General features: G+C 39.2%; 24 protein-coding genes. 10 read left to right on the top strand and 14 right to left on the bottom strand.

All coding sequences use genetic code 11. From position 1 onward, the window contains the following. Nucleotides 1-169: 169 nt before the first annotated feature. The 6 genes from argA to ubiG all read right to left on the bottom strand — a co-directional run bounded on the left by argA (nt 170) and on the right by ubiG (nt 5,073). Nucleotides 170-1,525, bottom strand: coding sequence for an amino-acid N-acetyltransferase (argA, locus tag ACINWC141_RS01910; protein ID WP_034677326.1), 1,356 nt, complete (start codon nt 1,523-1,525; stop codon nt 170-172). 120 nt (nt 1,526-1,645) lie between these two features. Beyond that, the gene (locus ACINWC141_RS01915) at nt 1,646-1,975 is read right to left on the bottom strand and encodes an RcnB family protein (RefSeq protein ID WP_009387622.1); all 330 of its coding nucleotides are present in this window, start codon (nt 1,973-1,975) and stop codon (nt 1,646-1,648) included. 240 nt (nt 1,976-2,215) lie between these two features. After that, nucleotides 2,216-2,629, bottom strand: coding sequence for an RcnB family protein (locus ACINWC141_RS01920; RefSeq protein ID WP_009387402.1), 414 nt, complete (start codon nt 2,627-2,629; stop codon nt 2,216-2,218). A gap of 217 nt (nt 2,630-2,846) precedes the next feature. Further along, nucleotides 2,847-3,593, bottom strand: coding sequence for a YciK family oxidoreductase (locus ACINWC141_RS01925; RefSeq protein ID WP_009387635.1), 747 nt, complete (start codon nt 3,591-3,593; stop codon nt 2,847-2,849). Nucleotides 3,594-3,661: 68 nt separating this feature from the next. Beyond that, nucleotides 3,662-4,363: an HAD family hydrolase gene (locus ACINWC141_RS01930; RefSeq protein ID WP_081399983.1), complete on the bottom strand. Its 702-nt coding sequence runs from the start codon at nt 4,361-4,363 to the stop codon at nt 3,662-3,664. Continuing rightward, complete coding sequence (ubiG, locus tag ACINWC141_RS01935) at nt 4,360-5,073, bottom strand: bifunctional 2-polyprenyl-6-hydroxyphenol methylase/3-demethylubiquinol 3-O-methyltransferase UbiG (RefSeq protein WP_005804826.1); 714 nt, start codon at nt 5,071-5,073, stop codon at nt 4,360-4,362. Before ubiG ends, ACINWC141_RS01930 begins: the two co-directional genes overlap by 4 nt. A gap of 180 nt (nt 5,074-5,253) precedes the next feature. On the opposite strand from ubiG, the gene ACINWC141_RS01940 reads away from it, so the two are divergent. Then, complete coding sequence (locus ACINWC141_RS01940) at nt 5,254-5,871, top strand: thiol:disulfide interchange protein DsbA/DsbL (RefSeq protein ID WP_002120747.1); 618 nt, start codon at nt 5,254-5,256, stop codon at nt 5,869-5,871. 87 nt (nt 5,872-5,958) lie between these two features. On the opposite strand, the gene ACINWC141_RS01945 is transcribed toward ACINWC141_RS01940, so the two are convergent. Both ACINWC141_RS01945 and ACINWC141_RS01950 read right to left on the bottom strand, forming a co-directional pair. Further along, nucleotides 5,959-6,606, bottom strand: a complete 648-nt coding sequence (locus tag ACINWC141_RS01945) for a TetR/AcrR family transcriptional regulator (protein ID WP_009387430.1) — start codon at nt 6,604-6,606, stop codon at nt 5,959-5,961. A 137-nt stretch (nt 6,607-6,743) separates the two neighbouring features. Then, complete coding sequence (locus tag ACINWC141_RS01950; RefSeq protein ID WP_009387652.1) at nt 6,744-7,382, bottom strand: TetR family transcriptional regulator; 639 nt, start codon at nt 7,380-7,382, stop codon at nt 6,744-6,746. Nucleotides 7,383-7,555: 173 nt separating this feature from the next. Here ACINWC141_RS01950 and ACINWC141_RS01955 point away from each other — a divergent pair, with 173 nt between their 5' ends. The 6 genes from ACINWC141_RS01955 to ACINWC141_RS19230 all read left to right on the top strand — a co-directional run bounded on the left by ACINWC141_RS01955 (nt 7,556) and on the right by ACINWC141_RS19230 (nt 13,634). After that, entirely contained in the window at nt 7,556-8,581 is a 1,026-nt protein-coding gene (locus ACINWC141_RS01955) for a ferredoxin reductase (protein WP_009387428.1), read from the top strand. Nucleotides 8,582-8,611: 30 nt separating this feature from the next. Then, on the top strand, nt 8,612-9,754 hold the full coding sequence (locus ACINWC141_RS01960; RefSeq protein ID WP_081399990.1) for a fatty acid desaturase family protein: 1,143 nt from the start codon (nt 8,612-8,614) through the stop codon (nt 9,752-9,754). A 159-nt stretch (nt 9,755-9,913) separates the two neighbouring features. Further along, nucleotides 9,914-10,630 carry a ribonuclease PH gene (gene rph / locus ACINWC141_RS01965; protein ID WP_002120794.1) on the top strand — a complete coding sequence of 239 codons (717 nt, stop codon included), beginning with the start codon at nt 9,914-9,916 and terminating at the stop codon, nt 10,628-10,630. A 133-nt stretch (nt 10,631-10,763) separates the two neighbouring features. Next, nucleotides 10,764-10,898, top strand: a complete 135-nt coding sequence (locus ACINWC141_RS20610) for a hypothetical protein (protein WP_254974790.1) — start codon at nt 10,764-10,766, stop codon at nt 10,896-10,898. 21 nt (nt 10,899-10,919) lie between these two features. Continuing rightward, complete coding sequence (locus tag ACINWC141_RS01970; RefSeq protein WP_009387441.1) at nt 10,920-13,088, top strand: phosphocholine-specific phospholipase C; 2,169 nt, start codon at nt 10,920-10,922, stop codon at nt 13,086-13,088. A 378-nt stretch (nt 13,089-13,466) separates the two neighbouring features. Beyond that, the gene (locus ACINWC141_RS19230; RefSeq protein WP_009387451.1) at nt 13,467-13,634 is read left to right on the top strand and encodes an ABZJ_00068 family colistin stress protein; all 168 of its coding nucleotides are present in this window, start codon (nt 13,467-13,469) and stop codon (nt 13,632-13,634) included. On the opposite strand, the gene nadC is transcribed toward ACINWC141_RS19230, so the two are convergent. After that, on the bottom strand, nt 13,631-14,476 hold the full coding sequence (nadC, locus tag ACINWC141_RS01975) for a carboxylating nicotinate-nucleotide diphosphorylase (protein ID WP_009387688.1): 846 nt from the start codon (nt 14,474-14,476) through the stop codon (nt 13,631-13,633). The two genes, ACINWC141_RS19230 and nadC, sit on opposite strands and share 4 nt — an antisense overlap. A 171-nt stretch (nt 14,477-14,647) precedes the next feature. Here nadC and ampD point away from each other — a divergent pair, with 171 nt between their 5' ends. Together ampD and murJ are read left to right on the top strand one after the other, a co-directional pair. Next, nucleotides 14,648-15,217 (top strand): 1,6-anhydro-N-acetylmuramyl-L-alanine amidase AmpD, encoded by a 570-nt coding sequence (gene ampD / locus ACINWC141_RS01980; protein ID WP_009387697.1) that lies wholly within the window; start codon nt 14,648-14,650, stop codon nt 15,215-15,217. A 72-nt stretch (nt 15,218-15,289) separates the two neighbouring features. Next, nucleotides 15,290-16,840: a murein biosynthesis integral membrane protein MurJ gene (murJ, locus tag ACINWC141_RS01985; protein ID WP_171061948.1), complete on the top strand. Its 1,551-nt coding sequence runs from the start codon at nt 15,290-15,292 to the stop codon at nt 16,838-16,840. A 47-nt stretch (nt 16,841-16,887) separates the two neighbouring features. Here murJ and bamJ (ACINWC141_RS01990) read toward each other — a convergent pair whose 3' ends face one another. From bamJ (ACINWC141_RS01990) to ACINWC141_RS02010, 5 genes are all read right to left on the bottom strand, one after another. Then, on the bottom strand, nt 16,888-17,583 hold the full coding sequence (gene bamJ, locus ACINWC141_RS01990) for a BamJ family beta-barrel-assembly machinery protein (protein ID WP_009387474.1): 696 nt from the start codon (nt 17,581-17,583) through the stop codon (nt 16,888-16,890). 49 nt (nt 17,584-17,632) lie between these two features. Further along, nucleotides 17,633-18,358, bottom strand: coding sequence for a BamJ family beta-barrel-assembly machinery protein (gene bamJ, locus ACINWC141_RS01995; protein WP_009387700.1), 726 nt, complete (start codon nt 18,356-18,358; stop codon nt 17,633-17,635). A gap of 191 nt (nt 18,359-18,549) precedes the next feature. Beyond that, nucleotides 18,550-20,733, bottom strand: coding sequence for a polysaccharide biosynthesis tyrosine autokinase (locus tag ACINWC141_RS02000; protein ID WP_009387667.1), 2,184 nt, complete (start codon nt 20,731-20,733; stop codon nt 18,550-18,552). An 18-nt stretch (nt 20,734-20,751) separates the two neighbouring features. Then, the gene (locus tag ACINWC141_RS02005) at nt 20,752-21,180 is read right to left on the bottom strand and encodes a low molecular weight protein-tyrosine-phosphatase (RefSeq protein ID WP_009387645.1); all 429 of its coding nucleotides are present in this window, start codon (nt 21,178-21,180) and stop codon (nt 20,752-20,754) included. 4 nt (nt 21,181-21,184) lie between these two features. Next, nucleotides 21,185-22,285: a polysaccharide biosynthesis/export family protein gene (locus tag ACINWC141_RS02010; RefSeq protein WP_009387464.1), complete on the bottom strand. Its 1,101-nt coding sequence runs from the start codon at nt 22,283-22,285 to the stop codon at nt 21,185-21,187. A gap of 355 nt (nt 22,286-22,640) precedes the next feature. Between ACINWC141_RS02010 and tviB the strand changes: the two genes are divergently transcribed. Then, nucleotides 22,641-23,915, top strand: coding sequence for a Vi polysaccharide biosynthesis UDP-N-acetylglucosamine C-6 dehydrogenase TviB (tviB, locus tag ACINWC141_RS02015; RefSeq protein ID WP_009387501.1), 1,275 nt, complete (start codon nt 22,641-22,643; stop codon nt 23,913-23,915). Nucleotides 23,916-23,925: the final 10 nt, after the last annotated feature.

Genomic DNA, 23,925 nt, shown 5'->3' on the forward strand with positions numbered 1-23,925 from the left:
GAAATATATTTAATGAATTGTGAGTAAGTTGATGTAAATAAAATAAAAAATATTAAAACCTTAAAAAATTTAGATTTAAAAAAAGTACAACCATAAATTAATCGTGTTTACGGTTGTACTTTTTGAACTAAGCTTATCTGAAATAAGAATATCTTAAAAAGAGCAAAGGCTAAGGAAGCAGTTTCTTAAAGACTAAAGAATTCCTTTGATAGTTATAAAGCGCCTGACGAGCATTTGGTAAATCATCAACACTCACCTGATGGAAACCGTGTTCTAAGAACCAGTGAGCTGTTCGAGTCGTTAAAACAAATAATTGACGAATACCTTGCTCTTTTGCCTTTTCTTCAAGGAATTGCAAAATCTGGCTACCGCGGTTTGATTTACGATAACTTGGGTGTACTGCGACGCAGGCAATTTCTGCTGAACGTGTTTCATTAAACTCTGTTGGAATTGGATAAAGTGCAGCGCACGCTAGAATAGTACCGTCGCGCTCAATGACAGCGAACTGGCTAATTTCTTGTTCTAAACGTTCACGTGAACGATAAACCAGAATACCTTCTTCTTCTAGCGGACGTAATAAATTCATTAAACCACCTACATCTTGAATGTGGGCTGTACGCACTTCTTCATAATGCGCATCGGTAATCATGGTCCCTATACCATCTCGGGTAAATAACTCTTCGAGGAGGGCACCATCATAGGCATAAGAAATAAGATGAACGCGGTGTACGCCTGACAAAGACGCTTTTTTTGCTTGTTGCAAATGCAAGGTGAGTGTTGGACTGATGGTTTGGTATTGCTGAATGTAGTAGTCCAGTTGATGTGGGCTTAATTCACGTAATATTTGCTCATCTTCATTCAGCAGGCCTTGTTGCTCACCTAGAAAAATGAGTTTATCTGCTTTTAAATAAGTTGCAGTTTTTGTCGCAACTTCTTCTGCTCGCAAATTAAATACTTCGCCTGTAGTGGAATAACCTGTTGGCCCCAATAACACAATATTATGATTATCGAGGTGTCGATCAATCGCATCGGTATCGATAGAACGAACTTCACCTGTGAGCTGGAAATCCATCCCGTCACGAATACCATAAGGCTTCGCAGTCACAAAATTACCTGATATCACGTCTATGCGAGCGCCATACATTGGAGAGTTCGCTAAACCCATAGAAAGTAATGCTTCAATTTCTAAGCGAATAGAGCCTACAGCATTCATGACACAGCCTAAAGATTCACGTGTGGTAATTCGGCTATTGTCATAAAAAGGGGTTTCTATTCCTTTTTCTTTAAGGTTGTGATTAATTTGCGGACGTGCGCCGTGTACGAGAATTAATCGAATACCAAGAGAATGCAATAAAGCAATGTCGTGGATAATATGCTGGAAATTAGGATGGCGAACTGCTTCGCCACCAAACATCAAGACAAACGTTTTATCGCGATGCGCATTAATGTAGGGTGCTGAATGTCGAAACCAGTGTACATAATGCTGGGTGTTATTATGCGACTTACTTACAGGCTTACTTGACATACCGATCTCGAATCAACAGCAAAAAGATATAAAGATGATTCTAAACAAAAAAGATTAAAGCCGCATGTTTTAGATAAAAAAACACCCAAATCTAAGTTTGGGTGTTTAAAAAGTTTTAAATTAGTGAACAACTTTAATGATTTTATGGCTCTGTTCATTCACCAGTACATAATTTCCGTTCACTTTGTACCATTTTTGGTAGCGACCCGGTTTAGTCAATTTTTGATGTTGGCGATAGTCAATCACATAACGTGAGTGTTGGTATTCATGAGGTACAACTTGACCCACTCGCCAAGCATTACGATGGTCAACTTTTTTAATCACTTTAACTGTTTTTACTTCATGGTTTTGATAGTTGCCATGGTGATTATGATCGTTAGGCGCTGCCATTGCTGTTGTTGCAACTAAACCAGTAAGTGAAAGAACAATTGCTGTTGTTAATTTTTTCATTATGAACCTCGAATCATGAGTTAAATTTCAATAACTAAAGATTAGTGAACAATTGCAGATAAATCGTGGAGACCAAGAAGAATAAATGTGAAAACCCAATATGAAATAAGAAGAAATTAAGAAAATATCTAAAGTGAAAATATAAAAAATCTTTTTATTTTTAAGTTAGATAAGCAATAAAAAAGGATAAAACCCTAAGGCTTTATCCTTTTTATTCAGCGATAGCGAGGCTCTATCGCTTTAAAAACCACGAATACTGACAATGCTATTAGAATCTGTATCGACTAAAATATAGTCATTATTGATTTTGTACCATTGTTGATTACGGCCCGGTTTAGGTAGGTTGCTGTCTTTATAGTCGACTTTATAACCATTGCCACGATAGTGCTGTGGCATAACATAACCCGGTTGCCAGCGATGCTGTTTCAACCGTTCAAAACCACGTTCTTCACGCATACGACGTTCGTCACGGATACGATCTTCATCATGATCACGTCCAAATCCTGGCCCACGATCATTCCACTCACCGCGTGGTCCTCCGCCTTTAGGACCTTTAGGGCCATGGCCTCGGTCAAAAGGGGGATCAGCAAAGCTCGCCATACTGGTGGTCAGTACGGTTATGCATAGGGCTAAGATGGTGAACAACTTTTTCATGATGCATCCTCGTTTACATCTGATGTCTCTCATGTTGAATACTCTACGCGCAAAATGCAGAGAAACTGTGAAGATCATTTAATGGTTCAATTAAAATTACGGATAGATCAAGAGTTTTTATCAATCGTAAAAAAGGCTTGTATATATCTTTTCAGGTATAGGCAAGCCAGATTTGATGATTGGCCGTAATTTAATTTAGCTTTTCATCTTTAACTTTTTAATCCTGTGCATCAATACTTTGACCATTGAGCGCCAAGCTGTCTTCACCCATTAAATAGAGGTAAGCAGGCAAGATTGACTCAGGTGTAGGTAGTGTCTTCGGATCTTCTTGTGGGTAGGCTTTAGCACGCATTGCAGTACGTGTTGCGCCTGGGTTAATGCAGTTAAAGCGGATATTTGGATAAGTATTTTCCGCTGCAAAAATTTTACTCACTGCTTCAATTGCAATTTTGGAGACAGAATATGCGCCCCACAAAGCACGTGCTTCACGGCCTACACCAGAACTGGTAAATACGACAGAGGCATTTTCTGATTTTTGCAAAAGTGGTAATAAGGCTTGAGTGAGGGCAAACGGAGCACGTAAGTTAACTGCCATCACGTCATCCCACACTTCTGTAGGATAATGTGCTAGCTCTACACGCTCACCTAAAATACCCGCATTATGCAAAATACCGTCTAGACGTCCAAACTGCTTTTCGAGCGTATCGACTAAAAAGTCGTAATCACGGTCAGAGGCACTTGAAAGTTGTAGCGGTAAAATCGCGGGTTGCGGTGCACCGAGACTTTCAATTTCATCATAAATAACTTCAAGTTTGTTTAAGGTTCTACCATGCAGGACAACGGTTGCACCATGGAGGGCATAACTTAGAGCCGCAGCTCGCCCAATTCCATCACCAGCACCGGTGATTAAAATAACACGATCTTTAAGTAGATCCGGACGAGGTTGATATTCTGAATATTTCATTGGTAAACCTCCTTCTTTTTATATTGATAAAACGATTAACTGTTAAAAAAGTCTATAAAACTCTGATGTTAACTTATCATACGCTGATTTTCCTGTAGAGCAGGAAGCTTTTGACGTAACATATCGTGTAATTCTGTCACCGTATTTACAATCGAATCAGCCTGCCATGCAGCGAGATCATCACGGTGCTCAATAGGCAAATAACCGTACGCAGCTAAAATAGTGTACATATTGGCATTGCGACCAGCATCAATATCACGTGGGTGGTCGCCTACATAAATAATTTCATCTGCTGGGATGTTTAACTGTTTAGCGGCCAAATACATTGGTTCAGGGTCTGGTTTGGTTTTACTGACATCTTCAGGACATACCAAAACTGCACAGCGTTCTGTCAGATTTAACTTTTCTAAAAGAGCTTCACTTAAACCACGTGGTTTATTGGTCACAATACCCCACGGAATTTGCGCAGCTTCTAACTCTTCTAGAAGTGGGTACATGCCTTCAAACAGATCTGTATCAACCACAATATTATTGCCGTAAATATCTAAAAAGTTTTGACGATGGGCCAAGAAAATTGGGTTGGCCACATCCAGCTCTGGATAGACCAATTTCACCATCGCACGCGCACCTTCAGATACCTGAGTGCGAATAAGATCGGCCTCTACAACAGGGCGTCTTTCATCACGGCACATTTGCTGAATAATACGAATGAAATCCGCAGCTGTATCGATAAGCGTACCGTCTAAATCAAATAAAACAGCTTTCATCATGCACCTGTATTAATCGTATGAACCATATAGTTAACGTCCACATTTGGCGCTAACCAATAATGCTTGGTCAGAGGGTTGTAATGCAGTCCAGTCATTTCTTTTAAGGTAAGGCCAGCATTACGAATATCATGTGCCATTTCAGATGGTCGAATAAATTTATGATAATCATGCGTACCTTTTGGCAACATGCGTAGGACGTACTCTGCACCAATAATGGCAAATAAATAAGATTTCGGGTTACGGTTAATGGTCGAGAAGAACACATGGCCGCCCGGTTTAACCAGAGCCTGACAAGCTTTTACAATAGATGCCGGATCTGGAACGTGTTCCATCATTTCCATACAAGTCACCACATCGTATTGACCTGCTTGTTCTTGTGCTAATTCTTCAACAGGAATTTGACGATATTCAATATTTTGAACATTTTCTTGCTGAGCATGTAAACGGCCAACAGCTAGAGGTGCTTCACCCATATCAATGCCTAATACATCTGCACCACGACGTGCCATGCTTTCGGCCAAAATACCGCCGCCGCAGCCGACATCAAGTACTTTTTTACCAGCTAAACCGCCTGCACGTTCATCAATCCAGTTTAGACGTAGTGGATTAATTTGATGAAGTGGGCGAAATTCAGAATGTTGATCCCACCATTTGGCAGCAAGTGCTTCAAACTTTGCGATTTCTTGTAAATCAACATTCAATTGCGACATGGTGCTACCTCTAAACTTGAGTTATCTTTTTGGATGTAGTTCGCCGTTAGTGTAGCGATTATTGGGAAAAAAGCGATAAACCCAATAAAAAACTTCACAGAAGCAAAACGAATTTAGCATATTTGTTTTATATTTAGGGCATAAGCTAATGCATAACAACTTAGAGGAAAAGCTGTAACAATGAAAAAATTGGTTTTGGGTGGTTTGAGTGCAGCAATTATGGCCGTATCGGGTAGTGCAATGGCAGCAGATTTTGTTGCTGGTAAAGACTACACCGTGATTGCCAATCCAGGCAAAGTGGAAGTTCCGGGGAAAATCGAAGTTCGAGAGTTCTTTTGGTATGGATGTCCACACTGTTTTAAACTTGAACCGCATATGCAAACGTGGTTAAAGCAGATTCCTAAAGATGTACGTTTTGTGCGTACACCAGCTGCAATGAATAAAATGTGGGAACAAGGGGCGCGTACATATTATACATCTGAGGCATTAGGTGTACGTAAACGCACGCATTTACCACTATTCCATGCGATTCAGGTGAACGGTCAACAAATTTTTGATCAGGCTTCTGCTGCGAAATTCTTTACTCGTTATGGTGTCCCTGAGCAGAAATTTAATAGTACTTACAACTCATTTGCTGTGACGGCAAAAGTTGCCGAGTCAAATAAACTTGCTCAACAGTACCAATTAACAGGCGTACCTGCAGTTGTCGTGAATGGTAAATATGTCGTGCAGGGTGAAGATGGTAAAGTCACTCAAGTTCTTAATTATTTAATTGAGAAAGAACGTAAAGCAAAATAAGTTGTTTAGGCTTTACTTCAAAAATGGGCTTCATATGAAGCCCATTTTTATATTTAATTTATCGTTAATTATCACGAAATATTTCAATTAATTTTGCTGATTTTCATCTTCAATCTGAAAATTTAAAACATCAAAATTAGCTGTTTGAGTCGGCAGTGATAATGCCTGATTAATATATAAATTAATTAATTTTTGGCGAGAACCAATCGAACGCTGGTAATAAGTAGAATTTAAAAGCAGTGATGCACCATAAGTCAGTGACCAGATATAAGACAAATAGTCACGAATTGACATATCATAATTCAATGATTTTAAATAATTTTCAGTAATATCTTTAATTGCTAAAATACGCTGTTGGCGGATTTCATAAAGCTCTTCGAAAAGATGCTTCAACTTAGACTCTGTCATCGTCAGATTTTCTTCAAGTTGATGCAATAAAATGGTTTTTCCAGGTGTAAGCAAATGGTGAAGCATGTAATGAGGAGCATACTCTTTGAAATCTGTATTATATTTTTTAGAAATTTCTAAAATTTGCTTTTCATTTTGAATAATTAGCTCAAGTAGAAGCTCATTTTTACTTCTAAAATGCTTATAAAGTGTGCCTTTAGCAATATCTAGCTCGGCCACTAACTCATCTAGAGTAATTTCCTGATTGTTTTCTAGTAACAATTTTTCTGCCACGCTCAGAATTTTTTCTTTACGCATCAAAAACTGTGTATGACGATCAAGATTCATAGGTATTCCCACACCAGTTTGGCCTAACTAATAATTTACTTCCTGTAAAAAGAAAAAGACTTTTCTCGAAATTTTTAGCCTTTTTCTTTCTCTCTTTACGTATTACCACATAACCTGTTTTTTGTCATTTGCCGCTTTTACCGTTCCCAGTTTGCAATCCCTCTAAAGAGTAGGCGAACTTGTGTAGAAGCATTTTCAATAAAGGCAGTTTGTTGCAGCTTGAGCTGTTCACCTTGATATTGTTTCGATAGGTTGAGCCACGTCATTGCCCATGTAAATGACATATTGGTCAAAATGGTAGATAAGACATTTAAGTCTTGAGGCTCTTGAATATGTTTAAAATTTTCGAGTTTAGTCAGATCAGTTGTGAGATCTTCGATCAAAAATTCGATTTCTCGGGCAATGGCTGCACGAACTGTTTCTGAGCCTCCCCAACGCTCTGAAATCATAAATTGCCACTGTTTAGGGCTATGATTTACTGCCTGCACAAATAGCTCAATACTGGTTTGGGTTTTAGCAGATTTATGTTGTAAATAACTTTGCCCTAGTTGATGTAAAACGCTTTTTAAATGTAGGGCAACTTGGTCAACCAATTCTTTCCCGAGTTCATCCATGTCTTGAAAATGACGATAGAACGCTGTCGGTACTAAACCTACTTCACGTGCAACTTCACGCAAACTAATACTACTGAACGAACGCCCAGACGTGCTCAGATGCAAGGCTGCATCGAGAAGTGCCTGACGACTTTGCTGTTTTCGTTCATCCCGTATCGACATTAAAAGAACCTATTTAAACCGTGAGCCAAAGTCTAACAAAAAAGAGCAAACTTTCATAAAAAAAATAGTGAACAAGTGTTGACTGAGTGAACAGTTATAAATATAGTGTACATATGTTCACTATACGAACATGTGTTCACTCAAATAAATAGCCAGAAACAAAAGAGGAACGTATGAACGCAACACTTAGCTATCAGCCACATTGGGTTCGAGAAGATTTCGTTGATTTTGTCTTGCAGAAAATTAACGTGACTTGGGCGTGGAAAAGGATACTTGCAGAAATTACTGCAGTTCAGCCACTTCATACCGATATGGTGCTTATCAAACTTAAACCGAATCGTAATTTTAATTTCGATCAGGTCCGCGCAGGTCAAAGTATTCTGCTGACTTTGCTCATCGATGGCGTTTACCAACAGCGTAGTTACTCGATTATTGAAGTGACTACTCAGGGTGAAATCGCTTTAGGTATTAAAGTACAAGGTTTGGTGTCTCGTGCAGCTCAACTATTACATGTGGGTGAGTGTGTTGAGATTTCACAGCCACAAGGTGATTTTATTTTGCATCAAGGCCAGCAGCCTGCCATCTTAATTGCGTCAGGAAGTGGCATTACTGCAATTTATTCACTCTTGCAGCAAGCTTTGAAACAGCAGCTTGAACAAATTCATGTCATTTATTTTAATCGTGCGGAAATTTTTCATGCTGAATTAAAAGCTTTGGCAGAACAGCACCCACAGCTTCAATATCACTTTTTTAATACCACCTCGCAAAAGCAGCATTTAACTGAAAGCTTACTGCAAAAGCTGGTTCCAGATTTCGAGCGGACAGCAACTTATGTTTGTGGTCATCACGGCATGATGCAGCAGGCGAATGAAATTTATGCACAAAAAGGTGCTCAGTCGCAGCTTCATCAAGAATATTTCCAACCACTTCAAGTGACTGGTACACATGCAGCACAGCCTATTATTTTCCGCCGTGCTCAACATGAATTTTTAGCTGAAACAAATTTACTGAGCAGTGCAGAGCAGGCGGGACTACGTCCGCAACATGGCTGCCGTATGGGGGTCTGCAATAAATGCAGTTGTACCAAAGTGAGCGGGGTCACTCAAAACCTGTTAACAGGTGAAATTGAAGACCAACCTAACCGTCCAATTAAACTATGCGTGACCCAGGCATTAAGCCCAGTCACGATTGATCTATAAAAAGAATTACAGAGGATTAACCCTATGAATATGGCATTAGAATTTTCTACCATTTCTAAATCTGCTCATTTAACACCGGAACAAACTGCAGAGTTTGGTCGCCGTGTTGAGCAGATTCGTCAAGACGTAATGCAAAGTCTTGGTGAACAAGACGCAAAATATATCTACAAAGTGCGTAATTTTGTTCGCTATACCGAAATCGCATCGCGTGGCATGTTGATGTTTGGTGGCTGGATTCCACCTGTCTGGTTATTGGGTACAGGTTTACTGGGTATTTCTAAAATTGTAGAAAACATGGAACTTGGTCATAACGTTATGCATGGCCAGTTTGATTGGTTAAATGAACCAAGCCTGAACGGTAATACTTACGATTGGGATACCATTGCCTCGGGTGATGACTGGCGTGAAACACATAACTATGTGCACCATACTTATACCAATATTGTAGGTAAAGACCATGATGTAGGTTATGGCCTTTTACGAGTAAGTGACCAACAAAAGTGGGAACCTCGCCATCTGTTTAATATTCCACTCGGCCTACAGTTAATGTTTTTCTTTGAATGGTATGTAGGTGTACAAAACTTACATCTTGAAGATGCATTAGTTTATAAAACCAAGAGCTGGAAACAGGTTTGGAAAGATTCGGCTAAAGTGCGTAAAAAAGCAACACGCCAAGTTTTAAAAGATTATGTGTTTTTCCCTGTAATCTCTGGCCCTATGTTTTTACCAGTTTTTGCAGGAAATATAGTTGCCAATATTATTCGTAACTTGTGGTCATCTGCTGTGATCTTTAATGGCCACTTTACTGAAGATGCAGAAACGTTTGAACCAGACAATACAGATACTGAAACTAAGGCAGAGTGGTATTTACGTCAGATTCGTGGTTCAAGTAATTTTAGTGGGACAGAATGGCTTCATTTTCTGAGTGGTAACTTAAGCCATCAAATTGAACACCATTTATTCCCAGATATGCCTGCCAACCGCTATAAAGAAGTAGCCCCGAAAATTAAGGCACTTTGCGCTGAATATGGTATTAACTACAACGAGGCGAACTTTATGCGCCAGTTCTGGAGTGTATGGGTACGTTTAGCAAAATGTTCACTGCCAAACCATACCACAGGAAAAGTAATGCAGACATTGGAAAAGTTAAAAGCAAAATTCAAATTTGCGTAATCTCAGTTAATCCAAAATAGCTCCTTCTTAGGGGCTATTTTAATTTTTGATGTGTGAAAATTGCAGACTTACACTTCAAAGTAGGGAATAAACTCAACCTGTCAAAATCCTTTGCTATACTATGCCCAAGTTTGTATTTAAGAGAAGTTAGGAAGGATTATGCGTATTGACCAACGTGCATTAGACCAATTACGTGAAGTGAAAATTACACGAAACTACACCCGTTATGCTGAAGGTTCTGTACTGGTCGAATTTGGTCACACCAAAGTCCTTTGTACTGCAAGCATTGATAACTCAGTGCCACGCTTTTTAAAAGGCCAAGGCCAAGGCTGGGTAACAGCAGAATATGGCATGTTACCGCGTTCAACACATTCACGTTGTGACCGTGAAGCTGCTCGTGGTAAACAAACTGGTCGTACTCAAGAAATCCAACGTTTGATTGGCCGTAGCTTACGTGCGATGGTTGATTTGAAAAAGCTTGGTGAAAACACGATTACCATCGATTGCGATGTAATTCAGGCTGATGGTGGTACGCGTACTGCTTCAATCACTGGTGCGGCTGTAGCATTAGTTGATGCGATGAATGTTTTATTGTCTCAAAAGAAAATTAAGCATGATCCGCTTAAAGGCTTAGTTGCTGCAATTTCTGTAGGCATGTATCAAGACGAAGTATTGCTTGATCTTTGCTATGAAGAAGATTCGAACTGTCAAACTGACTTAAACGTGGTGATGACACAAGCAGGTGAGTTTATTGAAATTCAAGGTACAGCGGAAGACAAACCTTTTACCCGTGCTCAAAGCAATGCCATGTTAGAAATGGCCGAAAAAGGAATTGCCGAGCTCATTAAAAAGCAACAAGAAGCTTTAGGCTGGTAAGTTTAAGTTTTCTAAAAAACGCATCTTCGGATGTGTTTTTTTATGCCTTCATCAAATCGACATAAAAACATCACTTGCCTGTCACTTTAACGCTTTATTAGTAGTTCGCATTTAAACCGTTTGGAAAAAACCAATGCGAAAACTTTCAATTTTATTAATTACATCTTTAGCACTCATGCTCAGTGCTTGTAACGATGATAATGACTCAGATAATTCATCGCCAACAACACCGCCTACCAGTAATTGCAAAATGCACTGTGCACCATAATAAGAACTCAGGATAGAACTAATGAATCGTCGCGAATTTCTTTTAAATTCTACAAAAACAATGTTTGGGACTGCTGCTCTAGCGAGTTTCCCGCTGAGTATTCAAAAAGCGTTAGCAATTGACGCCAAAGTTGAAAATGGAACTATTCAAGATGTTAAACACATCGTGATTTTGACTCAGGAAAACCGTTCATTTGATAATTACTTTGGAACACTAAAAGGTGTACGTGGTTTTGGTGACCGCTTTACTATTCCTATGACGGAAGGCCGAAAGGTTTGGGAGCAATACGATGCGAATAAAAAGAAAGTATTGCCTTACCATCTCGACAGCCGTTTAGGAAATGCTCAGCGTGTTTCAGGTACAAATCATTCATGGTCAGATGGTCAAGGTGCTTGGGATAATGGGCGTATGAGTGATTGGGTAGCGCATAAACAACCGCAGTCGATGGGCTATTACAAAAAACAAGAAGTTGAATATCAATTTGCCTTAGCGAATGCTTTTACGATTTGTGATGCCTACCACTGTGCCATGCACGCGGGAACTAACCCGAACCGTAAATTTATCTGGACGGGAACCAATGGCCCTACAGGTGCAGGTGTTGCGAGTGTGGTAAATGAATTTGATGGGATTGGACCATCAACAGAAGGTTATGAATGGACGACATATCCTGAGCGTTTACAGCAGGCTGGCGTGACATGGAAAGTTTATCAAAACATGCCGGATAACTTTACTGATAACCCTTTAGCTGGTTTCAAGCAATATCGCCGTGCAAATGAGCAATCTGGTCAGCCTGTCAGCAACGATACACCAATATGCCCAGCATATGATGAAAAGATTGATGCGACTCAACCACTTTACAAAGGTATTGCCAATACCATGCCGGACGGTGGTTTTCTAGGAACTTTTAAAGCTGATATCGCACAAGGTAAATTACCGCAGGTGAGTTGGTTGGTCGCTCCTGCAACTTACAGTGAACATCCGGGGCCATCTAGTCCTGTGCAAGGTGCTTGGTATATTCAGGAAGTATTAAATGCATTAACTGAAAACCCTGAGTTATGGAGCCAAACCGTTTTATTGGTGAACTTCGATGAAAATGACGGTTTCTTTGACCATGTTCCTTCACCAAGTGCACCTTCTAAAGATACAAACGGTGTTGTATATGGAAAAACCACTTTAACGGATCAGCAATTATCTTATGAATATTTTGACCATCCAGCTGTAGCGACTTCAAAATCTCAACCCGAAACAGACGGGCGGGTATATGGCCCAGGTGTACGCGTTCCAATGTATGTGATTTCGCCGTGGAGCCGTGGAGGATGGGTAAATTCTCAAGTCTTTGACCATACCTCTATTTTACAGTTTTTGGAAAAACGCTTTGGTGTGCAAGAACTTAACATTAGTCCGTACCGCCGTGCTGTATGTGGTGATTTAACGACAGCATTTAATTTTAAAACACCGAACGTTCTGCCTGTTGCTGAACTAGACGGCAAGAAAACCAAAGCCGAAGCCGATGCGATTCGTATCGCTCAAGAACTATTGCCGCAAGTTTCTGTTCCGAGCCAGCAACAATTTCCTCAGCAAGAAATAGGAATTCGGCCATCACGTGCTTTGCCCTATATTTTGCACACCAGTGCCAAAGTCGATGTCACTCAAAAAACGATCAAGCTGATGTTCTCTAATACAGGTAAACAGGCGGCCGTTTTCCATGTCTATAACCGATTAGATCTTACGGGAATTCCCCGTCGTTATATGGTCGAGGCAGGTAAACAGCTTGATGACGTATGGACTACTATAAATGGACAGTATGATTTATGGGTACTTGGACCAAATGGTTTCCACCGTGCATTTAAAGGTAATTTGAGTCAAGTTAACCAGACTCAAGCTTTACCGGAAATTAGAGTATGTGTGGAAGAATGTGATGCGAATTTGTATTTAAAAGTGCGTCATGATGGTAATAATTCAGTTAAGCTCACAGTCAAAGCAAATGCTTATCTTCCAAATAAGACTTGGAATATAGAAACGAATAGTTCTGAAAAAGAACTGGTCTGGGATATGTCTGAATTTGGTGGTTGGTATGACTTTACGGTGACATTAGCGGATGATGCGACATTTAGTCGCCGTTTCGCAGGACGTCTAGAAACTCAAGAAGATTCAATTTCTGATCCATATATGGGTTATTTAGAGTCTTAAGTTATATAGTCTGAATTGGAATTGTTATTTAAAGCCGATTTAGATGACTTTGATAAAAAAGCACGGCCTTATATCATATGAAATTCAAATAGATGTTGTATAGGCTTCCTCACTTTTGAAAGGTCAAAAGTGACAAAAACCTCTGTTTCTCTGATGTTACCTCCATGTAACACAGAGAAACGGTGACATCCATGTCACCTGTCACGATAGTAAATAAAGGGAATAGGGTGTTTATATAAAATACTATGTGGGAAGATGCTGTCGTATAGATGAATAATAAAAATAAAGACTTACCTTTTGTAACAGAATCTCCTAAGCCTGGTCATATTTATCTTTTACCTTGAAACCCTGATTTTTTTAAAGTAATGGGGAAAATTTATGCTACAAGGTTTTATTGTATTATTGGCAGTAGTTACATTTGTTTTAATGGCTGCCGATCCACGTGATAGTGGGGCACAAGCGACTCAGTCAGCGTGGCAAAAAACACAAGCGGCAGACATGACCAAGTCGCAAAAAAATACCAATAATGACGCAGATTATATCTAAGCATTAAAACGCATAGATAAATCAACAGCTCTAACGTCTTTAGTCAGTACACCCATAGAAATGTAGTCAACACCAGTGGTGGCAACTTCGCGCAAATTTTCAATAGTGATATTGCCAGATGCTTCGAGTTTACAGCGGCCCGCCACATGTTTTACGGCATCAATCATTTGCTGTTGGCTAAAATTGTCGAGCATGACAATGTCCGCCCCAGCTTCAAGCGCTTGGTTTAGCTCATCCCAAGTTTCAACTTCGACTTCAACAGGTTTGCCCGGCGCGATTTGATGTGCTTTGGCAATTGCCTGAGCAATACCTCCTGCTGCCATAATATGGTTTTCTTTAATTAAGAACGCATCAAATAAACCAAGACGATGGTTTTGTCCGCCGCCAATAGCAACCGCATATTTTTGTGCAATACGTAAGCCCGGTAGAGTTTTACGTGTATCGAGAAGTTTTGTATTTAAACCTTCAAGATGTTGAACATATTCAGCAGTTTTTGTTGCAACAGCAGACAAAGTTTGAATAAAGTTTAAAGCAGGGCGCTCTACAGTCAGTAAGCTACGTGCAGAACCAGCAAGCTTTAAAAAGGCTTCGTTTGCAGCAACACGTTCACCTTCTTGTTTTAGCCAAGTCACTTGAACAGTATTGTCATAAGCTGAGATGAGCGCATTAACCCACGGTTGTCCAGCTAAGACCATATCTTCGCGACTAATAATGGTTGCAGTGGCTTGCTCATCTCCAGGTGTGAGCATAGCGGTAATGTCACCGTCCCCAATATCTTCTTGTAATGCTTGTTGAATATTGATTTGAATTGATTGTTCAAGCAAAGACTGAGGTATGCTCATACGGTTTCCATTTTGTCGATGACCCTAAAACTTGCGATATATTAGCATCGTCGACCTGAAAAATAAGCTGTTTTATGAGATTAATCGCGATAAACAATCGCATTTACTACTTTGAAAAGCTCATAACTGTTTTAAACTAAAACAATTGGTAAGCAATTTATTGGCGTCTCAATGAAGCAAATCACAGCGTATGAAGTTATAGATGGACAATTAAAAGGGGCGAGACAAATCCCTTCTCCAAATTTTAACCAGCGTCCGACTGGCACCGAAATTCAAATGATTGTGGTTCATAATATTAGTTTGCCGCCGTCTCAATTTGGAGGTGGCTATATTGAGCAGTTTTTTCAAAACCAGCTAGATTGGTCAGTTCATCCTTATTTTCAGACTATTGAAGGCATGCAGGTTTCTACACATCTGTTAATTTTACGTACAGGTGAAGTCCTACAGTTTGTTAATTTTAATGATCGTGCATGGCATGCAGGACGTTCGAGCTATTTAGCTAAAGTAGAATGCAATGATTATTCAATTGGTATAGAACTTGAAGGAAGTGATGATTTACCTTTTGAAGATGTACAATATGAAGTGCTAACTGACGTTGTTACCGCTATCCGCCAAGCTTATCCAGAAATTAAAAACCATATTGCAGGTCATTCAGACATTGCCCCTGGCCGAAAAACCGATCCGGGCCCTCATTTTAAATGGCAGCACTTTAAACAATTACTTGCTCAGAAAAAAACTTGAGTTCATTCATCATTTCACAACGAAAAGATTTTTTAGTTTCATTACAATAGCGACTTTCGAATATAGCTGTAGGTGAGTGCGATGGCATTGTGGCGATCGACTTTTATTGTCAGTGCAATGACGATGTTGTCACGAGTGTTAGGGCTCGTGCGTGACGTAGTATTGCTCAACGTGTTTGGTGCAGGTAAAGATTTTGATACCTTCGTCGTTGCTTTTCGTATTCCCAACTTCTTTCGACGATTGTTTGCCGAAGGCGCCTTTTCTCAGGCCTTTATCCCAGTCTTAACTGAATATAAAACGGGTCGAGCACACGCTGAAGTACAGATCTTAATTAGTCGGGTATTTGGCTGTTTACTAACAGTTATGACCTTACTCACTTTTGTGGCTATGGTTTTAGCACCTGCAATCATTTATATGTACGCACCGGGCTTCCACAGCGATCCGGAAAAGTTCGATTTAGCTGTCAGTATGTTCCGTTTGACCATTCCTTATTTAATGTTCATGTCGCTAACGGCTTTTGCCAGCAGCATCTTAAATAGTTATGGCTCATTTGCCTCACCAGCTTTTTCGCCAGTTTTACTCAATGTAGCGATGATTGCAGGAGCGTGGTGGCTTACGCCGTATATGGCTGAGCCAATCAAAGCATTAGGCTGGTCAGTTGTTGCAGCTGGGGTATTACAGTTAGCGATACAAATTCCTGAATTGTGGCGTAAAAACTTACTGATTCCACCTAAAGTTGATTTTAAACATGAGGGTGTAGAGCGTATTTTAAAATTAATGCTTCCAGCATTATTTGGTGTATCTGTGACTCAGATTAACCTATTGCTAAATACGATTTGGGCATCTTTCATGCAAGATGGTTCAGTGTCTTGGCTCTATAGTGCCGAACGCATGACTGAGCTACCTTTAGGTTTAATTGGTGTTGCGATTGGTACAGTAATTTTGCCTTCGCTTTCTGCCCGTCATGCAGAGCAGGATCAAGCAAAGTTCCGCGGTATGATCGACTGGGCTGCAAAAGTCATTGTATTGGTAGGATTACCGGCAAGTATTGCTTTATTTATGCTTTCAACACCGATTATTCAAGCATTATTCCAGCGTGGTGAGTTTGATCTACGTGATACACAAATGACAGCTCTAGCATTGCAATGTATGAGTGCTGGAGTAATTTCTTTCATGCTTATTAAAGTATTTGCACCTGGTTTCTATGCACAACAAGACACAAAAACACCAGTGCGTGTAGGTTTAATGTCAGTTGCAGCTAATGCGATTTTAAACGTTGTATTTATTGGTTTCTTTAAGCTTATTGATTGGCATGCAGAACATATGGCACTTGCACTAGCATCTTCAGGTTCAGCGTTAGTAAATGCCGGTTTACTCTACTTCTATTTGCATAAGCGTAATATTTTCCGATTTGGTTCACATTGGAAAAAATTAGGACTTCAATATGGTTTAGCAAACCTCGCTATGATTGCAGCGCTTTGGTTTGGGCTCAATTGGTATAACGGAGAGCTTTCACAGTGGTTACGTGTTGCCGAAGTCGTAGGACTATGCGTAGTTGGGATAATTGCTTACCTGATCGGTTTAATCCTTACGGGTTTTCGACCTAGAGATTTAAAACACTAAAAATAAAAAAAGCGATCTTAAATGATCGCTTTTTTATACTAATACATTTATTTTGGCAAAACTTGTAGCAATTCGATATCGAAAATTAAAGTGCTATTTGGACCAATCGTCTCCCCTGCACCGACTTCACCGTAAGCGAGATTTGCAGGGATAAAGAAACGTGTTTTACCGCCTTCTTTCATGGTTTGTAGACCTTCAGTCCAGCCTGCAATCACTTGGCTAAGCTGAAATTCAACTGGATGATTACGTGCGATTGAGCTGTCAAATACAGTTCCGTCGAGTAAACGACCTTCATAATTCACCTTAACACGTGATACAGCTTTCGGTTTTTTACCTGTACCTTCTTTTAATACTTGGTATTGGAGGCCTGATTTAGTCGTGATTACACCCGATTTTTTTGCATTATCAGCAAGAAATGCAGCACCTGCTTGAGCATTTTGTTGACCTACTTTTTGAAATTCAACAAGCTGCTTAGCTTCTAAAGTTTTTTTATAATCATTAATCGCTTTCGCCATTTCTTCGTCAGTTAAGCGTGCGGTTTTGTTCTGAGCACCTTCTTGTAAGCCTTGGTAAAAAATATCAAGATTTAAATCTGTTAATGCTTCAGTATTATTACGACCCATTAAATAGCCATAACTATAGCTAAATTGTTCTTTTGCTGGGCTTTTATTTGTAATAGGTGCAGCAGCAAAAACAGATAAACTCATTGTTGATGTTGCAATAATTAAACCAATTTTTTTCATGCTGTTTTCCAAAAAAAAGGAGAGTACTGTTTTACTCTCCTGAATGTTTTTATTTCACTGAAATGAGTTCTACATCAAAAATCAGTGTACTGTTTGCTGGAATACCAGGAAGTTCCTGAGGGCCATAAGCAAGATTAGATGGGATAAAGAACGTTGCTTTACCACCTTCTTTCATGAGCTGAAGCCCTTCAGTCCAGCCTGGAATAACTTGATTGAGAGGAAACTCAACAGGCTCACCGCGCTTATAAGAACTATCAAAAACTTGACCATTAATTAGTCGGCCTTCGTAATGTACTTTAACCATAGATTGCGCAGTTGGTTGTTTACCTGTGCCTTCTTTAGTAATGATGTATTGCAAGCCAGACGCTGTAGTTTTTACACCAGCTTTTGTTTTATTTTCTGCAAGGAATTGAACATCTGCAGATTCAGACGCTGCACCAGCGGCTTGCTGTGGTTTATCTTGTTGTTGCATTTTTTGCTGCAATTCTTTTTCATAAGCAGCAACAGCAGCTTTTAACTCTTCTTGAGTATAAGCACTTGGTTGCTTATTACGAGCATCATGAATCCCTTTCACAAAAGATTTTGTGTCAAGTTCAGGTGGAGTTTGCTGAGCAACTTCGTACCCAAGAACATAACTGATTTTTTCAATTGGAGAGGCATTTTTATTTGCTTTGCTTCCGACTTCTGTGGTCGGATGTTGGCTTGCATAATAAACTGGTACAAGTGCAGCACCGCCTAAAACTACAGCGACAGCAATGGGTAAGGCTTTACTCATAAAAGGTTCCAAAAATAATCATTTGAGTCTAAAAAGGCTGCTTTTGATCTTAGCATGCTTAAGCATAGAATGTTTAAGAAAAAAAACGAGTGGTTTTTTATATATTTTAGTTAGTTTTAGTAGGGATAGACTTAAAAAATCTTAAATAAAAAAACCGGATCATTTGATCCGGTTCTCTTATCACTTTTCAGTTAATCTTCTTTTTGTGCTTTATAAGCATAGGCATAGTTATAGCCATAACCATAACCCGCGCTCGCACGTTGAATATCGTTAAGGATAAAGCCGTTGACTTTAACACCTGCTTGTTCAAAGCGATTAAGCGTTAATTCAAGCTCTTTCATTTGCGACTTAGCATAACGCGCAACAATTAAGTTCACGCCTGTATATTGTGAAATGATAATACCATCGGTTACTGCAAGGACAGGTGGAGTATCGATAATGATGTGGTCATATTCACTTTGAACTTTTTCTAGTAAATCTTTAAACTGATTAGAGCTTAAGATTTCCGAAGGGTTCGTTGGGCTCTTACCACGAGTAATCACATCTAAGTTAGCAACTTGAGTTTTGTGAAGAACCTGTTGAAAGTCTGCCTGTCCGCTTAGTAGTTCAGAAAGACCAGGTTTTACATTTACATCGAAGTATTTATGCATATAACCGCGGCGCATGTCAGCATCAATGAGCAAGACGCGTTTATTGCCTTGCGCAAAAATCGTTGCAAGGTTAGTCGAAATAAATGATTTGCCCACTTCTGGAGAAGGGCCGGCAATCATGATGATATTATTCTTAGCATTTGTTAAAGCAAAGTGAATGGCTGTACGAATGCTACGTAGGCTTTCGATAGCAATATCATCACTATTTTTAACAGCAAGAATAGGAATGCTCTTCTTCTTCTTCAAGATATTCATTCGAGTTTCTTGAATTGGAGAACGTGGAACTGTCGCATAAACTGGTAAATCCAGTTCATTCTCAATTTGACCAGAGTCTTTCACACCACTACGCAACATATTGCGTAATAGAGCAATTAAAGCTCCAATAAAACTACCAACAAAAAGTGATAAAACTAGAACAAGCAGTTTCTTCGGCTTAATTGGTTCTACTGGTTCAACTGCTGTATCAACAATACGGACATTACCAATTTCGCCAGCTTTGGCAATGCGAAGTTGTTGGTAAGAGTTGAGAAGCGCTGTATAGAGCTGAGTTTTCACTTCTACTTCACGATAAAGCTGTAAATATTGACGTTGAACATCAGGTAATTGTTTTAGTGTGCTGTTGAGTTCACCAATTTGTTTATTAATGGCTGCAAGCTGTCCATTAATTTCACGCATAGCAGGGTGTTCCGCAGTATACTTTGCGACCATTTCAGCTTGCTTTTGTTCAAGCTCAGCTTTTTTAGTCTCTAAAGTAATACTTTGAGTTAAATATAGCTCAGATTCTTTGGTCACATCAACCGTATTGTATTGTTGACGGAATTTATTAAATTGGCGTTCTGCATCATCCAGTTGTTTTTTTAGGTCAGGAAGCTGCTCATCCAAAAACTTTAATGTTTGAGCAGATTCAGCCGAACGACGTTCAATATTTTGTGCACTATAAGTCGCTAAAATTGCATTAAGTACTTTGGTGATATGCTCTTTATCTTGACCCTGATAATTTAAACCTAGCACTCCAGTAAGCTTACCGCGTTCTCCTACTGAGTAGTTAGCAGTAATAGCATCTACAGTTGCAGGTAAAGATGAATTAGTAATGTTATAAGTTGCATCAAGCTGATCTTTAGTAAAGACGGCAACTTTCCAAACTCCGTGAGGACCAGCAACACGGTTAGCATGATTTAGAGGAACGGTTAATAGGACCTCTTCTGTTTTTGGATCAGTTAAACGTAAAGATTGTTTATCAAAATTAAGAAGTAAATTTTTATCTAAATAGTATGCTGGTACTTCAAATTCACGAATTTCAAAACTTTTTAAGTCGTCTTTAAATAAAACCGATTTTTGGGTGTATTCAGTTTTATATTCAGTATCGCTTAATAAACGATGAGTAAGGGTATTTTCTGTGCTGGAAACTTGTATATTCAGATGTAAATCTTTAATGACTGAACCTAAAACCAGACGTGATTTTAAAATTTCAATTTCTGCTTGAGCTGGTGATTTTTGCTCAATCATTTGTGACAAATCGCCTAAAAGTGCTGCAGAGGCCCCTTTACTATCTTCAACCTGAACCAAAGCATCAACCGAATAGGTATCCGGTGTTACACGTAAATAGAGCAGGGCACACACAAGGCTCAAAATAATACAGAGCGCGATCAGCTTCCACTGAGCAATGAGTGAAAAAAACAATTCTTTTAAATCAATTGTATCTTCGGTGTTTGTATTTTGGTTCATAAGCTTAAAATCTTGGCGTTAAATATAAGGTTTCCAGTCAGCAACACATTGCTGTATGAGTTGGCAGGTTTCATCAAAAACAGCTTGATCATGCTGATATGGATCTGGCACGTTTTTGTTTTGCCAATGCCCTAAGCGGTAGGTTTTACCTTTTGCAAAGGGCCAAGTTTGCTCAATATGCTTTTGCTGGTTGTTACTCATGACCAAAATAAGGTCAGCTTTTTTTATATGTTCAGCACTAAGCTTACGTGCCACATGTGGTTGCATGTCAATCCCTAAGCGCTGCATACAAAGTTGTGCTTTATTGTCTGCCTGATGCCCCACGAGCCCTGAAATGCCAGCAGACTCAATATTTAATTGGGGATATTGCTGCTTTAAGAAATATTCTGCCATAGGGCTACGGCAGATATTTCCAATGCAAACCACCAAAATATTTTTAATTTGCATAATATTATTGGCCCAAGCGGTCTATATTATATAAAGCATTTGAGAATGGAATAATTTGGTTAATCACACGCTGCCAACGGGTCAAGCCAGTCGCATCAACATAGACAATATCATTACTACGTAGTCTAAACTGATTGGCTAAACCAAAGTCACCAATACTCATTAAATTTAGATGATAAATTTCTGTTGTGTGATCATTTGGGTTAGTGCGTACTACATAAATGCGGCTTGCACTTGCCGAGTTCGGGTTAATCCCTAAACTTTCACCTAAAGCATCCGTTAGGGTCATGCCTTGGTCACGCATAGGTAAAGCTTGGTTTTTACCTGACTCACCCATGACATAAATTTTCTGGTTTTCGCGTGTGCTCACATAAATCGTATCATTGGGTTGAACCAATAGTTTATGTAGTGAATACCCAGCTTTTTCTAGATCGATTGTATTTAAATTATAAGTCCGGCCATTTCGAATGAGTTGAATATAAGTGTTATCACCAGTGGTAGTAACGCCACCTGCCAGACCTAATGCAGTATAAATACTGACAGGTTGATCACTTAAATAAAACTGACCACCCTTAGTGACACTGCCTTGCACAGAGAAGCGTTGACCTTCATAAGATAGTACGCGGACAACTACATCAGGGTTTTTTAAGAAACGAGAAAGTTGGTTGTGAAGTTCACGGTTAACTTGAGCGAGTGACTTGCCGGCAGCTTTATAACGACCCACTAATGGGAACTGAATATAACCACTTTGGTCAATAGGGTAACCATTGGCCTGAATAGATTGTTCACTAGTAATGTTGTTTACAGGTGGTGTAATTTCAGGGTAGGCCCAAAGCTGAATAGAGAGAATATCTCCTGGGCTTAGGCGGTAAATAGTTTGCTGATTTTTAAATAAGCTTGCATAGTCGCGTTGGTAGTCGACTTGGGCAGGTTGTATTGCTGGAAGTGTTTCTTGAGAAATTTTAACAACATTAACGGTAGTTCCAAGATCGGTTCTATAAGCGCCTTCATTTGGAATATCGTAAGTTTGTAAACCCGAAGTGACTGCACAGCTGGCGGCACTCAAACTTAAGGCAAGAACAGAGAAAAACTGGCAATACTTCACATGCAACCCTTTGAGTATTTATCTTTAATTGATATTGTTCACTGCATACTAATAAGTGTCTATTAAACGCAGGATGAACAGATTCTAGCTGAAAAGAAATGAAAAAACACCGAAAAATCGTAGTGGTTTGTATGTTTAGTTTATCCGATAGTGGCATCTAGGCTATAGTCATTTACCAGAAATATTAAAAATGTATTATTTTAGCTAAACTCATCAGTTCTACTTATAAAGACTGTAAACACATTTATACAATTGCTGTACGGGGTTAACTAAAAATCTGATATAGTACGCTGCATTGTAAGTGCCAAAAGCATGATTTATTAGATATAAACTCTAAGGAAAAAGGCTCGTTTATATGCAAATTGCCAATTTAAAAATAGCAATTATTGGGTTGGGCTATGTAGGCTTGCCATTGGCAGTTGAGTTTGGGAAAAAAGTACCCGTTGTTGGTTTTGATATTTATCAAAAACGTATTGATGAGCTTAAAAGCGGTAAAGACCATACCTTAGAAGTGTCTACACAAGAATTACAACAAGCAGTTCAGTTAAGCTATACCGCGGACCTAAATGAATTAAAAGACTATAACTTTTTCATTGTAACCGTTCCAACACCTATTGATGACTTTAAACAACCTGATTTAACTCCCTTAATTAAAGCTTCAACTAGTATTGGTCAAGTGCTTAAAAAAGGGGATGTAGTGGTTTATGAATCTACTGTCTACCCAGGTGCAACAGAAGAAGTATGTATTCCTGTTTTAGAAAAAGTGTCAGGTTTGAAGTTTAATCAGGACTTTTTCGCAGGTTATAGTCCTGAACGAATTAACCCTGGTGATAAGCTTCATCGTGTAACTAATATTTTAAAAATTACCTCTGGTTCAAATCCTGAGGTGGCTGATTATGTTGATGACGTTTATAAGCTGATTATTGAAGCGGGCACACATAAAGCACCCAGTATTAAGGTTGCAGAAGCTGCTAAAGTGATTGAAAACACTCAGCGTGATGTTAACATTGCTCTTATTAATGAGTTAGCTCTTATTTTTAATAAGTTAGACATTGATACTGAAGAAGTACTTAGAGCAGCGGGAACGAAGTGGAACTTTTTACCATTTCGTCCTGGGTTAGTAGGGGGACATTGTATTGGTGTAGACCCGTACTATTTAACACATAAAGCCCAATCTATCGGATTGCATCCGGAAATTATTTTAGCGGCTCGCCGTTTAAATGACCGTATGGGTGAGCATGTGGCAACCCAGCTCATTAAGGAAATGGTGAAGCAACGTATACAAGTGGTTGGTGCACGTATTTTAGTAATGGGTCTCAGTTTTAAAGAAAACTGCCCAGATATTCGTAATACAAAAATTGTCGACTTTATTAAAGCTCTTAAAGAGTATGATCTAGATTTAGATATCTATGATCCATGGGTTGATGATACAGAAGTACAACACGAATATGGTTTAGCGCCAATTAAAGAATTACAACAAGGCTTGTATGATGCGATCGTCATTGCCGTAGCACATAATCAGTTTAAATCTATGAGTGCACAAGAGTTTCATGCCTTAGGCAAAGAGAAACATGTACTCTATGACTTGAAGTATGTTTTAGATAAATCAGAGACCAATATTAGGCTTTGATTTTATTTAA

This window comes from Acinetobacter sp. WC-141 (assembly GCF_000313935.1).
Classification (GTDB): domain Bacteria; phylum Pseudomonadota; class Gammaproteobacteria; order Pseudomonadales; family Moraxellaceae; genus Acinetobacter.

Excerpts from the sequence above, each read along its gene's own strand:
- argA (WP_034677326.1), bottom strand. The coding sequence starts at position 1,525 with ATGTCAAGTAAGCCTGTAAGTAAGTCGCATAATAACACCCAGCATTAT.
- ACINWC141_RS01915 (WP_009387622.1), bottom strand. The coding sequence starts at position 1,975 with ATGAAAAAATTAACAACAGCAATTGTTCTTTCACTTACTGGTTTAGTT.
- ACINWC141_RS01920 (WP_009387402.1), bottom strand. The coding sequence starts at position 2,629 with ATGAAAAAGTTGTTCACCATCTTAGCCCTATGCATAACCGTACTGACC.
- ACINWC141_RS01925 (WP_009387635.1), bottom strand. The coding sequence starts at position 3,593 with ATGAAATATTCAGAATATCAACCTCGTCCGGATCTACTTAAAGATCGT.
- ACINWC141_RS01930 (WP_081399983.1), bottom strand. The coding sequence starts at position 4,363 with ATGATGAAAGCTGTTTTATTTGATTTAGACGGTACGCTTATCGATACA.
- ubiG (WP_005804826.1), bottom strand. The coding sequence starts at position 5,073 with ATGTCGCAATTGAATGTTGATTTACAAGAAATCGCAAAGTTTGAAGCA.
- ACINWC141_RS01940 (WP_002120747.1), top strand. The coding sequence starts at position 5,254 with ATGAAAAAATTGGTTTTGGGTGGTTTGAGTGCAGCAATTATGGCCGTA.
- ACINWC141_RS01945 (WP_009387430.1), bottom strand. The coding sequence starts at position 6,606 with ATGAATCTTGATCGTCATACACAGTTTTTGATGCGTAAAGAAAAAATT.
- ACINWC141_RS01950 (WP_009387652.1), bottom strand. The coding sequence starts at position 7,382 with ATGTCGATACGGGATGAACGAAAACAGCAAAGTCGTCAGGCACTTCTC.
- ACINWC141_RS01955 (WP_009387428.1), top strand. The coding sequence starts at position 7,556 with ATGAACGCAACACTTAGCTATCAGCCACATTGGGTTCGAGAAGATTTC.
- ACINWC141_RS01960 (WP_081399990.1), top strand. The coding sequence starts at position 8,612 with ATGGCATTAGAATTTTCTACCATTTCTAAATCTGCTCATTTAACACCG.
- rph (WP_002120794.1), top strand. The coding sequence starts at position 9,914 with ATGCGTATTGACCAACGTGCATTAGACCAATTACGTGAAGTGAAAATT.
- ACINWC141_RS20610 (WP_254974790.1), top strand. The coding sequence starts at position 10,764 with ATGCGAAAACTTTCAATTTTATTAATTACATCTTTAGCACTCATGCTC.
- ACINWC141_RS01970 (WP_009387441.1), top strand. The coding sequence starts at position 10,920 with ATGAATCGTCGCGAATTTCTTTTAAATTCTACAAAAACAATGTTTGGG.
- ACINWC141_RS19230 (WP_009387451.1), top strand. The coding sequence starts at position 13,467 with ATGCTACAAGGTTTTATTGTATTATTGGCAGTAGTTACATTTGTTTTA.
- nadC (WP_009387688.1), bottom strand. The coding sequence starts at position 14,476 with ATGAGCATACCTCAGTCTTTGCTTGAACAATCAATTCAAATCAATATT.
- ampD (WP_009387697.1), top strand. The coding sequence starts at position 14,648 with ATGAAGCAAATCACAGCGTATGAAGTTATAGATGGACAATTAAAAGGG.
- bamJ (WP_009387474.1), bottom strand. The coding sequence starts at position 17,583 with ATGAAAAAAATTGGTTTAATTATTGCAACATCAACAATGAGTTTATCT.
- bamJ (WP_009387700.1), bottom strand. The coding sequence starts at position 18,358 with ATGAGTAAAGCCTTACCCATTGCTGTCGCTGTAGTTTTAGGCGGTGCT.
- ACINWC141_RS02000 (WP_009387667.1), bottom strand. The coding sequence starts at position 20,733 with ATGAACCAAAATACAAACACCGAAGATACAATTGATTTAAAAGAATTG.
- ACINWC141_RS02005 (WP_009387645.1), bottom strand. The coding sequence starts at position 21,180 with ATGCAAATTAAAAATATTTTGGTGGTTTGCATTGGAAATATCTGCCGT.
- tviB (WP_009387501.1), top strand. The coding sequence starts at position 22,641 with ATGCAAATTGCCAATTTAAAAATAGCAATTATTGGGTTGGGCTATGTA.